Annotated in this window: 9 protein-coding genes; 3 read left to right on the top strand and 6 right to left on the bottom strand. The window is 70.9% G+C overall.

From position 1 onward, the window contains the following. Positions 1-84: 84 nt before the first annotated feature. The 3 genes from glpT to BLW78_RS15480 all read right to left on the bottom strand — a co-directional run bounded on the left by glpT (position 85) and on the right by BLW78_RS15480 (position 4,046). Positions 85-1,425 carry a glycerol-3-phosphate transporter gene (glpT, locus tag BLW78_RS15490; RefSeq protein WP_020093148.1) on the bottom strand — a complete coding sequence of 447 codons (1,341 nt, stop codon included), beginning with the start codon at positions 1,423-1,425 and terminating at the stop codon, positions 85-87. Positions 1,426-1,681: 256 nt separating this feature from the next. Further along, positions 1,682-3,187, bottom strand: coding sequence for a glycerol-3-phosphate dehydrogenase (gene glpD / locus BLW78_RS15485; RefSeq protein WP_020093147.1), 1,506 nt, complete (start codon positions 3,185-3,187; stop codon positions 1,682-1,684). Between the two features lie 97 nt (positions 3,188-3,284). Continuing rightward, entirely contained in the window at positions 3,285-4,046 is a 762-nt protein-coding gene (locus BLW78_RS15480) for a DeoR/GlpR family DNA-binding transcription regulator (RefSeq protein ID WP_020093146.1), read from the bottom strand. A 217-nt stretch (positions 4,047-4,263) separates the two neighbouring features. Between BLW78_RS15480 and BLW78_RS15475 the strand changes: the two genes are divergently transcribed. The 3 genes from BLW78_RS15475 to fixJ all read left to right on the top strand — a co-directional run bounded on the left by BLW78_RS15475 (position 4,264) and on the right by fixJ (position 9,877). Further along, positions 4,264-7,602, top strand: a complete 3,339-nt coding sequence (locus tag BLW78_RS15475; protein ID WP_091680618.1) for a PAS domain S-box protein — start codon at positions 4,264-4,266, stop codon at positions 7,600-7,602. A 114-nt stretch (positions 7,603-7,716) separates the two neighbouring features. Continuing rightward, complete coding sequence (locus BLW78_RS15470) at positions 7,717-9,270, top strand: PAS domain S-box protein (protein ID WP_042669577.1); 1,554 nt, start codon at positions 7,717-7,719, stop codon at positions 9,268-9,270. Beyond that, positions 9,260-9,877 carry a response regulator FixJ gene (fixJ, locus tag BLW78_RS15465; protein ID WP_020093143.1) on the top strand — a complete coding sequence of 206 codons (618 nt, stop codon included), beginning with the start codon at positions 9,260-9,262 and terminating at the stop codon, positions 9,875-9,877. The genes BLW78_RS15470 and fixJ overlap by 11 nt, the downstream gene beginning before the upstream one ends. A gap of 94 nt (positions 9,878-9,971) precedes the next feature. Here fixJ and efeB read toward each other — a convergent pair whose 3' ends face one another. The 3 genes from efeB to BLW78_RS15450 form a co-directional block, all read right to left on the bottom strand. After that, the gene (efeB, locus tag BLW78_RS15460) at positions 9,972-11,213 is read right to left on the bottom strand and encodes an iron uptake transporter deferrochelatase/peroxidase subunit (protein ID WP_091680652.1); all 1,242 of its coding nucleotides are present in this window, start codon (positions 11,211-11,213) and stop codon (positions 9,972-9,974) included. A gap of 78 nt (positions 11,214-11,291) precedes the next feature. After that, positions 11,292-12,179, bottom strand: coding sequence for an iron uptake system protein EfeO (gene efeO / locus BLW78_RS15455; RefSeq protein WP_020093141.1), 888 nt, complete (start codon positions 12,177-12,179; stop codon positions 11,292-11,294). Between the two features lie 238 nt (positions 12,180-12,417). Continuing rightward, positions 12,418-12,603, bottom strand: a complete 186-nt coding sequence (locus tag BLW78_RS15450; protein ID WP_056533322.1) for a hypothetical protein — start codon at positions 12,601-12,603, stop codon at positions 12,418-12,420. Positions 12,604-12,622: the final 19 nt, after the last annotated feature.

Genomic DNA, 12,622 nt, shown 5'->3' with positions numbered 1-12,622 from the left:
GGCCGCTCCGGGCGCCCGTCCCGATCGCACCGGCACGGGCCGGCAGGAAGCCTGAGCATCCCTGCCGTGTCCGGAAACCGCCGCTCAGGCAGGCTGCGCGACCGCGGTGCTGCTGTGCCGCAGGGTCAGCGACAGGCAGACGATGGCGAGGACGCAGGCCGCCAGCAGGAGAATGAAGCAGCCGTTCCAGCCGTAATGGTCGGTCGTGTAGCCGACCAGCGCGCTCGCCGCGACGGAGCCGCCGAGATACCCGAACAGGCCCGTGAAGCCCGCCGCCGTCCCGGCCGCCTTCTTCGGCACGAGCTCGAGGGCCTGAAGGCCGATCAGCATCACCGGCCCGTAGATCAGGAAGCCGATGCAGATCAGGGCCGCGAGGTCGACGCCCGGATTGCCCTCGGGATTGAGCCAGTAGACCAGCGTCGCCGCCATGACGCCGAACATGAACACCACGCCCGTCGCGCCCCGGTTGCCGCGGAACAGCTTGTCGGACAGCCAGCCGCAGAGAAGGGTACCGGGAATGCCGGCCCACTCGTAGAGGAAGTAGGCCCAGGAGGTCTTGTCGACCGAGAAGTGCTTGGCCTCCTTCAGGTAGGTCGGCGCCCAGTCCAGCACGCCGTAGCGGAGCAGGTAGACGAAGACGTTGGCGAAGGCGATGTACCAGAGCATCCGGTTCTTCAACACGTGCTCGACGAAGATCTCGCGCGTGGAGAACTCGCGCTCGTGGTTCGCGTCGTAGCCGTCCGGATAATCGTCCTTCCAGGCCTCCACGGAGGGCAGCCCGCAGGATTGCGGCGTGTCGCGCATGGTGATGAAGGCGAAGACCGCGACGCCGAGCGCCACGGCGGCGGGCACGTAGAACGCCGCGTGCCAGTCGTTGAACCAGGCCAAGCCGAGCAGGAAGAGCGGGCCGATCAGGCCACCGCCGACGTTGTGCGCCACGTTCCAGACCGAGACGACGCCGCCGCGCTCCTTCTGGGACCACCAGTGCACCATCGTGCGGCCGCTCGGCGGCCAACCCATGCCCTGGAACCAGCCGTTGAGGAACAGCAGCACGAACATGATGCCGACGCTGGAGGTCGCCCAGGGCACGAAGCCGAACAGGAACATCACCAGCGCCGAGAGCACGAGGCCGATCGGCAGGAAGTAGCGCGGGTTGGAGCGGTCCGAGACCATGCCCATCAGGAACTTGGACAGGCCGTACGCGATCGCGACGGCGGAGAGCGCGGTGCCGAGCTCACCGCGGCTGTAGCCCTGCTCGACGAGGTAGGGCATCGCCAGCGAGAAGTTCTTGCGCAGAAGGTAATAGCCCGCATAGCCGAGAAAGATGCCCGCGAAGATCTGCCAGCGCAGCTTGCGGTAGGTCGGATCGACGCGATCCGTCTGAATGGGTGGCCTGTGGGCCGCGGGAGCGAGAAAGCCGATCATGGCGCGCCTTGGTGCTTGAGACCGCGGATGGACCCGGGCTCATCCCGGGCGCATCTCGGATTGGACGGGGTGCTGAGGTGCCGCACTCAGCGTCGTGCCGTATCGGCGCGCCGACGCGCGATCCGCGCGTCCGGTCTCGACCTGTGGCGATGGTGGACGGCATGGTCCGGTCGCGGCATCGTTTCCTCCTGTGATGCGGCGCCTCTCCGGCTCGGCCGGGTCGCCGTCTCTCGGTCTCGGTGCGTCCTTGCCGGTCTCAGACGGCGGCGGCCATCGCGCCGTCGGTGCGGCCGGTCATGGCCGCGATCCGCGCTCGGAGCGCCGCGACCTCGTCGGGCGAGAAGGCGAGACCGAGCTTCGACCGGCGCCAGAGAACATCCTCGGCGGTGCGGGCCCATTCCCGGTCCATCATCCAGCGCAGCTCGCCCTCGTGGAGGCCGTGTCCCAGATCGGGTCCCAGATTCGAGGCGATGCGCAGCGCGTCCGTCCCGTAGGCGGCCACCATGCGCTGGACCGTGGCGGCGCCGAGCCGGGGCGCGGTGCGGGCGAGGCGCGCCTCGAGCTCGGCCACCCCGTCCACCGGGAAGTCGCCGCCCGGCAGCGCGGCGGCTCCGGTCCACGAGCGGCCGCGCGCCCCGAGGCGCTGGCCGATCTCCTTCAGGGCATCCTCGGCCAGCTTGCGGTAGGTGGTGATCTTGCCGCCGAAGATGTTCAGCACCGCCGCCTCGCCGGCCGCGCCGTCCGTCTTCAGCACGTAGTCGCGCGTCGCCTCCTGCGCCGCGGAGGCGTGATCGTCGTAGAGGGGGCGCACCCCCGAGAAGGTCCAGACGATGTCCTCCCGGCGAAGCGGCGTCGCGAAGTACTCGCTGGCGGCGCTCAGGAGATACGCGGTCTCCTCCTCGGTGATCGCCGCGTCGGCGGGATCGCCGGAGAAGTCACGGTCCGTCGTGCCGACGAGCGTCGTGTCGTTCGCGTAGGGGATCGCGAAGATGATGCGCCCGTCCGCGTTCTGGAAGATGAAGGCCCGGTCGTGGTCGTAGAGCTTGCGCATCACGATGTGCGAGCCCTGCACGAGGCGCACGTGCTTGGCCTCGCTCCGGCCGAGCGGCCCCTGGATCACCCGGTCGACCCAGGGGCCGGCCGCGTTGACGAGGAAGCGCGCGGCGATCTCCTCCTCGCGGCCGGTCCGAAGCTCGCGCCGGACGATGCGCCAGAGATCGCCCTCGCGCCGGACCGAGACGACGCGGGTCCCCACCGCGATCTCGGCGCCCCGCGCCTCGGCGTCGCGCGCGTTGAGCACCACCAGGCGCGTGTCGTCGACGCGCGCGTCCGAGTACTCGAAGCCGCGCCGGAACTCGGATTTGAGCGGGGCGCCGATGGGGCCGGAGAGGTCCACGGGGCGCGTGCCGGGCAGGCGCTTGCGGCCGCCGAGATGGTCGTAGAGGAATAGGCCGATCCGCAGCAGCCAGGCCGGACGCAGGCCCGCGTGGAGCGGCAGGACGAAGCGCAGCGGGCGCACGATGTGGGGCGCGATCCCCCAGAGCACCTCGCGCTCGGCCAGCGCCTCCCGCACGAGGCGGAACTCGTAGTGCTCCAGGTAGCGCAGACCGCCGTGGATCAGCTTGGTCGACCATGACGAGGTGCCGCTGCCCAGGTCATTCTGCTCGGTCAGCGACACCGAGTATCCCCGGCCGGCCGCGTCCCGCGCGATGCCGCAACCGTTGATCCCCCCGCCGATGACGGCAACGTCGAACGTCCGCATGATCCTCCCCCTCTCGTGCCGCGGCGTCGGACGCGCGGCTGCGAAAGCAGAGGAATTGAATACGAAACCAAAGGAAAGTCAATCGAAACCGATACGCTCAGCGACCGGTTTCGACGAGCCGCACTCCGGACGCGCGGCACAGGTCGCGCAGCGTATCGCTGGGGCAGCGATCGGTCACGAAGGTGCCGACTTGGCTGAGCTGGGCGAGCCGGACCGGCGCGCTGCGCTCGAACTTGGTGGAATCGGCGACCAGCACGACGTGGCGGGCGTTGGCGATGATCGCCTGCGCGACCCGGACCTCGCGATAGTCGAAGTCGAGGAGGGCCCCGTCCTCGTCGATCGCCGAGGCCCCGATCACCGCGAAATCGACCTTGAACTGGCGGATGAAATCCACCGCCGCCTCCCCGACGATCCCCCCGTCCGAGCGGCGGATCAGGCCACCCGCCACGATGCACTCGATCTCCGGGCTGGGCCGCAGGGCGAGCGCGACGTTGAGGTTGTTGGTGATCACCATGAGGCCGGAATGGCTCAGCAGCGCCCGGGCGACGGCCTCGGTGGTGGTGCCGATATTGATGAACAGCGAGGAGCGGTCCGGGATCAGGTCGGCGGCCGCGCGCGCGATCGCCGCCTTCTCGGGCGCCGCGATCGCGTTGCGTGCCTCGTAGTCGAGGTTCTCGGCGCCCGCGCCGAGCACCGCCCCGCCGTGGATGCGCGAGAGGAGGCGCGCGTCGCACAGGTCGTTCAGGTCCTTCCGGATGGTCTGCACGCTGACCGCGAACCGGCCGGACAGGGCATCGACCGAGACGCGCCCCTCGGTCCGGGCGACGTCCATGATCGCGTTCTGACGCTCCGAGAGCATGCCTTCAGACCTCCGCGCGGCGAAAACGAAACCGGTTTCGGTGCGAACGCGCGAACGATGCCGAAAAGCGAAGGCGCGCTCTGAACCGGCTTCACGCCTAGCGGATTCACCTCCGGGAGGAAACGTCCGGACCCCGCGGCCCGGCCCGGCGGATGTTGACGATGCGCGCCCGCGCGTCGACAAGCGCCGCGATGGAACGGTTTCGGTATTCGCATCGATGACGCGCGCGGCCGTCCCGCAGAACTGGTCTCCGGTCGGAGGCGGGGATCTCGGCGACCTGATCCGCGGTCATGACTGGGCGGCGACGCCGCTCGGGGCCATCGCCTCTTGGCCCGCGCCCGTCCGGACCATCGTCCAGACCCTGCTGCTCTCGCCGGTCCCGACGGTGGCGATCTGGGGAAGCGACGGGATCTTGGTCTACAACCGGGGCTACGCGGAGGTCTGCGGCCCGCGCCATCCGGAGGCCCTCGGCGGGCGTCTCCTGGAACTCTGGCCGGAAGCCCGCGCCTTCAACGCGCACGTGATCGCCAGCGGCCTGGCCGGTCGCCCGCTCAGCTTCCGCGCCCAGGAACTGGAGCTCTGGCGACACGGGCGTCCGGAGGCGGTCTGGATGGACCTCGACTACACGCCCATCCTGGACGACGACGGGACGCCGATCGGCACGCTCGCCACGGTGATCGACATCACCGAGCGCGTCCTCAGCGAGCGTCGGATCGCCGAGAACGAGAGCCGCCTCGGCTTCCTCGACCAGCTGGGCCAGGCAACCGCGAACGCCCGCGACGCCGGCACGATCCTGGAGATCACCACGCGCTGCGTCGGCGCACACCTGAACCTGTCGAATTGCGCCTACGCCGACATGGATCCGGACGGCGACGGCTTCACCATCCGCGGCAACTGGCACGTGCCGACGGCGCCCTCGATCCTCGGGCATTACAGCCTCGCCGATTTCGGCGCCCTGGCCGTCCAGGAACTCAATGCCGGCCGGCCGCTCATCATCAACGACAACGCCGCCGAGCTCGCCCCGCACGAGGCCGAGGCCTTCCGGGCGATCGGGATCGCGGCCACCATTTGCATGCCGCTGGTGAAGGACGGACGGCTCGCCGCCCTGATGGCCGTCCACCACGCGCGGCCTCACCGCTGGTCGCGCGCCGAGCTCGCGCTCATCCGCGAAGCGACCGAGCGCTGCTGGGCGCATATCGAGCGTGTCGGCGCGGAGGCGAGCCTGCGGCTCAGCGAGGCGCGGCTCCGCGCCCTGGTCCACGCGACCTCCGACGTGGTCTACCGCATGAGCCCGGACTGGCAGGAGATGCGCCAGCTCGATGGCCGCGGCTTCCTGTCCGACATGGCGGAGCCGAGCGTGCGCTGGCTCGACCGCTACGTCGATCCGGCCGACAGGTCCGAGGTCACGGCCGCCGTCAACGACGCGGTCAGCCGCAAGGGCCTGTTCGAACTCGAGCACCGGGTCCGGCGCGCCGACGGCGGCGTCGGCTGGACGCTGTCGCGCGCGGTGCCGCTGATCGATCGGCACGGGACCGTCACCGAGTGGTTCGGGATGGCCAGCGACGTCACGTTCCGCCACGAGGCCGACGCGCGGCTCAGGGAGAGCGAGGCCCGCTTCCGCGCCATGGCGGACGACGCGCCGGTGATGACCTGGATCACCGACGAGACCGGGGCGTGCATCTACCTCAACCGGCGCTGGTACGAGTTCACCGGGCAGGCCGAGGCCGAGGCGCTCGGCCTCGGTTGGCTGGACGCGATCCATCCCGATGACCGCGCCCACTCCGAGCAGGTGTTCCTGGCGGCGAACGCCGACCGGGCGTCGTTCCGCCTCGAATACCGCCTCGGGGACGGGGACGGCCGGTACCGCTGGGCGCTCGACGCCGCGTCGCCGCGGTTCGCCTCCGACGGCGCGTTCCTCGGCTATTTCGGCTCGGTCATCGACATCGACGAGCGCCGCGAGGCCGAGGCGCGGCTGCGCACGCTGACCGACGTCGTGCCGGCCTTCGTCTGGTTCGCCTCGCCGGACGGCCGCCTGCATTACCTGAACGACCGCTGGTGCGCGTATACCGGCCTCGACACGCAGGCGTCGCTGCCCGATGGCTGGATCGAGGCTGTGCATCCGGACGATCGCGCGCGGACGGCGGCGGTCTGGGCGGACGCGCGCGAGCGGGGCGTCACCTACGAGATCGAGGTGCGCTATCGGCGGCACGACGGCGCGTATCGCTGGTACATGGCCCGGGCCGAACCGCTGCGCGATCCCGGGGGGACCATCACCGCCTGGTTCGGGACATCGACCGACATCCACGACCGCAAGCTGGCGGAAGACGGCCTGCGCGAGCTGAACGAGACCCTGGAGAGCCGTGTCGCCGAGCGCACCGGAGAGCTGCTCAAGACCGAGGAGGCGCTGCGCCAGTCGCAGAAGATGGAGGCCGTGGGCCAGCTCACCGGCGGCGTGGCGCACGACTTCAACAACCTGCTCACCATCATCCGCTCGTCTGTCGACTTCCTGCGCCGGCCCGAGCTGCCCGAGGCGCGCAAGGCCCGCTACCTCGACGCGGTGTCCGACACGGTCGATCGCGCCGCCAAGCTGACCGGCCAGCTTCTCGCCTTCGCCCGCCGCCAGACCCTGGACCCGCAGGTCTTCGACCTCGGCGACCGGTTGCGGGCCGTGGCCGAGCTGCTCGACACGGTGACGGGCGCGCGGATCCGGGTCGTCACCGCGATCCCGGAAGTCTCCTGCGCCGTGCGCGCCGACCTGAGCCAGTTCGAGACGGCGCTGGTGAACATCGCCGTCAACGCGCGCGACGCGATGGACGGCGAGGGCACCCTCACGCTGCGATTGACCTGCACCTGCCCTCTGCCGGCGATCCGCGGGCACGCGGCGAGTGCGCGGCCGTTCGCGGCGATCGCGCTCACCGATACCGGCTCCGGCATCGCCCCGAACGTGCTGGACCGGATCTTCGAGCCGTTCTTCACCACCAAGGAGGTCGGCAAGGGGACGGGCCTGGGCCTGAGCCAAGTATTCGGCTTCGTGAAGCAGTCCGGCGGCGATGTCGCGGTCGAGAGCGTGCTCGGCGCGGGGACGACCTTCACGCTCTACCTGCCCGAAGTCGCGGCCGAGTCCGCGCCGTACGCCGCCGTCGCCCCCGCGGAGCCGACCTCCCCCATCGGTTCCGGCCAGCGCGTTCTGGTGGTGGAGGACAACGTCGAGGTCGGCACCTTCGCCACGCAGATTCTGGAAGATCTCGGTTACGAGACCACCTGGGCCGCGAATGCCGAGGAAGCCTTGGACCGGCTCGGACCCGAGGGAACGGAGTTCGACGTCGTGTTCTCGGACGTAGTGATGCCGGGGATGGGCGGGCTGGCCCTCGCGCAGGAACTCAGGCGCCGGATGCCGCGGCTTCCGGTGCTCCTGGCCTCAGGCTACAGCCACGTCCTCGCGCAGGACGGCGCGCACGGATTCTCGGTCCTGCACAAACCCTACTCGGCCGAGCAGCTCGGACGCCTGCTTCGGCAAGTCACCGCGCGGAAGCGGGGCGCGACGGCGACGCCGTGAGCCGCTGCGGCGCGCACGCGCGCCCCCCGGCTGTTTGCTGATGCAACCGGCGGTGTAAGACGGGCGCCGACGACCCGGACGGATGACGGTGCCGTCCCCCCGCGCGCGACTGACATGACGACGCCTGAACACCCATACGCGCCCGCCACCGGCGACGGCGGCCCCTTCGACGCCGACGGCCTGCGGCTGACGCTCGACGAGGCCGGCATCTGCGGCTGGGCCCTCGACATCCCGACCGGGCGCGTCACGATCCTCCCGTCCTGCATCCGCCTGTTCGGCGTGCCGCCGGACCGTCTCACCACTTTGGACGAGATCCAAGCGCGCGTTCACCCGGACGACCGCGCCGCCCGGGCGGCGGCGATCGGGCGCGCGCTGACGGACGGCGGAAGCTACGAGATCGACTTCCGAGCCGTGCATCCCGATGGACGCGTTCACTGGTTGCGCTCGCGCGGGCGCGTGCAGGTCGATGCCGGCGGCCGGCCGTGCCGGCACCGGGGCGTGGTCTTCAGCATCCACGCGCAGAAGCAGGCCGACGAGGAGTTGCGGGCGCGCGAGGCGCACCTGCGCTCGATCCTCGACACGGTCCCCGATGCGATGATCGTCATCGACGAGCAGGCGCAGATCAAGTCGTTCAGCGCGGCCGCCGTGCGCCAGTTCGGCTACGGCTCGGACGAGATGGTCGGGCGGAACGTCAGCGTGCTGATGCCGGAGCCGTACCGCAGCCAGCACGACGCCTACATGGCCCGCTACCTCCGGACGGGCGAGCGCCGGATCATCGGCATCGGCCGCGTCGTGGTCGGCCAGCGCAAGGACGGCTCGACCTTCCCCATGGAGCTGTCGGTCGGGGAGATGCGCTCGGGCGGCGAGCGCTACTTCACGGGCTTCATCCGGGACCTCACCGAGCGGAACGAGACCGAGACGCGCCTGCAGGAGCTGCAGTCCGAGCTGGTGCACATGTCGCGCTTCACCGCCCTCGGCGAGATGGCCTCGACCCTGGCCCACGAGATCAACCAGCCCCTGACGGCGATCGCGAGCTACCTGAAGGGCTGCCGCCGCCTCCTCGGGCGCATGGAGGGTCCCGAGGTGCCCCTGCTCGCCGACGCGGTGAATCAAGCGGCCGACCAGGCCCTGAGAGCCGGGCAGGTGATCCGGCACCTGCGGGATTTCGTGTCGCGCGGCGAGAGCGAGCGCCACATCGAGGGATTGCCGAAGCTGATTGAGGAAGCGAGCGCCCTGGCCCTCGTCGGCGCCAAGGAGAAGGGCGTGCGCGTCCGCTTCGATCTCGACCCGGACGCGCCCCTCGTGATGGCGGTCCGGATCCAGGTGCAGCAGGTCCTGCTCAACCTCATCCGCAACGCGATCGAGGCCATGCAGGACGTCGCCCGGCGCGACCTGACCGTCGCCACGCGGGCGCTGCCCGCCGAGGGCCTGGTCGAGGTGCGCGTGTCGGATACCGGGACCGGCATCGCGCCCGAGATCGCCGAGCAGCTCTTCCAGCCCTTCGTGACGACGAAGGCGAACGGCATGGGCGTCGGCCTGTCGATCTGCCGGACGATCGTCGAGGCCCACGGCGGCAAGATCCAGGCCGGACCCGGTCCGGACGGCGGGACGACCTTCCGCTTCACCCTGCGCACCTTCGACCGCGAGGAGATGGCTCATGTCGAGTGACGCGCCCGTGCACATCGTGGACGACGATCTCGCGGTGCGTCAGGCGCTGGCCTTCCTGCTGGCGACCGACGGGCTGACCGTCCGCGTCCACGATTCCGCGACCGCCTTCTTGGCGGCAGAATCCGAGCGCGTCGGCTGCGTCGTCACCGACGTGCGCATGCCCGGCATCGACGGCGTTGAGCTCCTGCACCGCCTCCGTCAGCGGGGTAGCCTGCCGCCGGTCATCGTCATGACGGGCCACGCGGACGTCGCCCTCGCGGTCGCGGCCATGAAGGCCGGCGCGGTCGACTTCATCGAGAAGCCGTTCGACGACGAGGTGCTCCTCGCCAGCATCCGCTCGGCCCTGGCGCGCTCGGACCGGACGGCCAAGCGCGCGTCCGAGCGCGACGCGGTGCGGGCGCGCCTGGCCGAACTGACCGAGCGCGAGCGGCAGGTGCTGGAGGGACTGATCGCCGGCAAGGCCAACAAGGTGATCGGCCTCGATCTCGGCATCAGCCCGCGGACGGTGGAGATCTACCGGGCGAACGTCATGTCCAAGCTCCAGGCCGGCAGCCTTTCCGAACTCGTCCGCATGGCCCTGATCGCGGGGCAGACGGACGGCGACTGAGCGCGGGAGCGGTCCCGCGGGCGGCCGGTCTCTCGGGCGCCCCGGGGCAGCATCCGGGGGCGGTGGTCCGAGCCGGAATCCGCGTCGACGCCGTCTAGGTCGTGGCCAGCATTCCTTCCCCGAGGAAGGAGCCGGGCCCCGGCACGCCGGGCAGAGCGAAGAAATAGCCGCCGCCGATCGGGCGGATGTACTCTTCGAGCCCCTCGCCGGACAGACGGTTCTGCACGGTGACAAATCCGGCGGCGAGGTCGGCCTGGTAGCAGACGAACAGCAGGCCCATGTCGAGCTGGCCGGCGGCGGTCAGCCCGCGGGAATAGTTGTAGCTGCGGCGCAGGATCAAACTGCCCTCGGTGCCCGGCAGGCGCGGATTGGCGAGACGGATATGGGCCGCCAGCGAGATCGCCTCGCCGTCCGGGTCGGCGGCGTAGTCGGGGACGTCGCGCTCGTGTCCCTGCCGGAGCGGCGCGCCGCTGCCCTTGTGCCGCCCGATGATGGCCTCCTGCTCGCCGAGCGGCGTGCGGTCCCAGCGCTCGACGAGGGTGCGGATGATCCGCACGACCTGGTAGCTTCCGCCCGTCGTCCAGGCCGGCTCGTCCTGCCCCGCTCCGACCCAGACGTAACGGTCCATCATCCGGAGGTCCCGCACGTCGAGGTTGGCGGTGCCGTCCTTGAAGCCGAGCATGTTGCGCACGGTGTCGGCCCCCATGGTCTTCACCACGTGGGGCGGGAGGAAGCCCTCCATCTTCCAGCGCGGCGTGAGGAGGCCGGGCGTCGCCTTGATGACGTCGCGCAGGGCGTGGATGTTGGTCTCGGCGGTGTTCGAGCAGAACTGGATCAGCAGGTCGCCGTGGCACTGCGCCGGGTCGAGGGCGTCGTTGGGGAAGCGCTCCATCGGCCCGAGATGGCGCGGGCGAGCGCGACCTAGGCCGAACCGGTAATCGAACAGGCTCGCGCCGACCGAGACGGTGGCGGTGAGATTGTCAGGGAGGATGGTCGGCCCGAGGATGCCGGAATTGCGTGGCGGGAGCTGCGGGTGAAGATCGGGCACGGCACCGCCGCGCGTCAGGAAGGCGAGGCGCTCGGTGAGCGTCCGGAACAGGTAGGGCAGCTCGCCGCGCCGCTCGGCCAGCACGTCGAAGGCGACGTACAGGGCGGCGGCCGGCTGCGGGGTGACGATCCCGGCCTGGTGGGGGCCGTAGAAGGGCTGGGCGACGAGCGTCCCTTCCGTGGCGATGGTCGGCGTGGCGTCCTCGGCCCGGGCCGGGCCGACGAGCGCGGCGGCTCCGAGTCCGCCGAGAAGCTGGCGGCGGGTGGTGACCGGGGACGGGAAACGCATCATCGCTCGGCAAGGTCTGTGTGTTTTGCCCCCTGTAGCCTCGAACAAAGGCCACAGGGCGGCACCTCGACAATGATATCAGTCTAAACCCAACCGGCCACGCAGCGTCGACAGATCTTCGGCCAGAAGGGTGATGGGCCCCTTCAGGGCGTTGCGGTCCCGGGCGGTAAGGTTGTCGTAGCTCTGGAAGCCGCCGTCCGGACTGCGGTAGCGCGCGAGCAGGTCCTCGACTCGCTTGTAGCTGCGCTCGACCCGGGCCACGAAGTCCCGGTCCGTCAGCAGCGGCCGCAGGAGCGTGAACACCACCTTCGAGCCCTCGATATTGGCCTGGAAGTCCCACAGGTCGGTGCGGCTGTAGCGCTCCTCCTCGCCGCTGATCTTGGTGGCGGCGATCCCCTCGATCAGGGCCGAGGCCGCCCCGACCGCCCGGGCGGGCGGGATGGCGAGCGCCGCGAGTCGGTCGCGCAGGGTCACGGTCTCGGCGGTGAGCCGCTCCGCGACCTCGCCGAGCCCCTCCGTGGTGCCGAGGGTGAACAGCGCCATCTCCAGCCGATGGAAGCCGACGAAGGCGGGATCGCGCTCGCGCAGCTCGAACTCGTCGCTGCGCACGTCGAGACGCTTGATCAGCTCGGGAAACAGGGCCGCCACCGGCTCGATGCGCTCGTAGGGCGCGCGCGCCGGGGCGTAGAGCCGGCGCGCCTCCGCGAGCTGCCCGGCCTGGATCGCCGCGACGAAGCGCGCGGTCTCGCGCACGAAGGCGTCGGCCTGGGCCACGACGTAGGTCCTGTACGCCGCGAGGGCCGCAGCCAGCTCCGGCGGCACCGGCCGGGACGGCCGGGCGGGACGCGGGCTGTCCGGCATGTCGAGGGACCAGCCCGGGCGGGGATCGCCGACGCCGATCAGCGTCGCCAGAGCGAGGGCCGCGATGCGGGATCGGTCCCGGGCGAGGCTTGGAGACGCGGGCATGGGCGGCGCATCGTGACACGGGGCGCGGCCCGAGCCGGCCGCATCGACCGGCTAATCGAGGCCTCACCGGCGGGCAACTGCCGACCGCGGCGGCGGTTCGCGGCGGGCCCTGGTCGACCGGCCTTCCGGCGGCCTCGCGGAGCATGATCGCGGCGCGCTCAGACGAGGAGCGGGATCACGATCGCGAGCAGGACATTCCCGCCGACGAGCAGGATCAGAGGAAGCGTCTCCACGCCGGTCAGCCCAGGCAGGACCGGGCGCGGATCCCGGCCATCGCGGGCTTCGCCGGGCAGGCGGGCGCGTCCGCGGCGTAGCTCCGGGTGCCGGCCGGCTGCCCGGTGACGGCCTGCGAGAGCGCCGGCAGGTAGGTTGTGCCGACCATGATGCCGGCCGAGAGCAGGAGGCGGGCGATGACGTCGAGCATGGTGTTTCCCCTCATTCGG

This window comes from Methylobacterium sp. 275MFSha3.1, assembly GCF_900108435.1.
Taxonomy (GTDB): domain Bacteria; phylum Pseudomonadota; class Alphaproteobacteria; order Rhizobiales; family Beijerinckiaceae; genus Methylobacterium.
This window is presented reverse-complemented; position numbering and strand designations above follow the sequence as displayed.

Coding starts and splice junctions, on each gene's coding strand:
- glpT (WP_020093148.1), bottom strand. CDS start 1,425: ATGATCGGCTTTCTCGCTCCCGCGGCCCACAGGCCACCCATTCAGACG.
- glpD (WP_020093147.1), bottom strand. CDS start 3,187: ATGCGGACGTTCGACGTTGCCGTCATCGGCGGGGGGATCAACGGTTGC.
- BLW78_RS15480 (WP_020093146.1), bottom strand. CDS start 4,046: ATGCTCTCGGAGCGTCAGAACGCGATCATGGACGTCGCCCGGACCGAG.
- BLW78_RS15475 (WP_091680618.1), top strand. CDS start 4,264: ATGACGCGCGCGGCCGTCCCGCAGAACTGGTCTCCGGTCGGAGGCGGG.
- BLW78_RS15470 (WP_042669577.1), top strand. CDS start 7,717: ATGACGACGCCTGAACACCCATACGCGCCCGCCACCGGCGACGGCGGC.
- fixJ (WP_020093143.1), top strand. CDS start 9,260: ATGTCGAGTGACGCGCCCGTGCACATCGTGGACGACGATCTCGCGGTG.
- efeB (WP_091680652.1), bottom strand. CDS start 11,213: ATGCGTTTCCCGTCCCCGGTCACCACCCGCCGCCAGCTTCTCGGCGGA.
- efeO (WP_020093141.1), bottom strand. CDS start 12,179: ATGCCCGCGTCTCCAAGCCTCGCCCGGGACCGATCCCGCATCGCGGCC.
- BLW78_RS15450 (WP_056533322.1), bottom strand. CDS start 12,603: ATGCTCGACGTCATCGCCCGCCTCCTGCTCTCGGCCGGCATCATGGTC.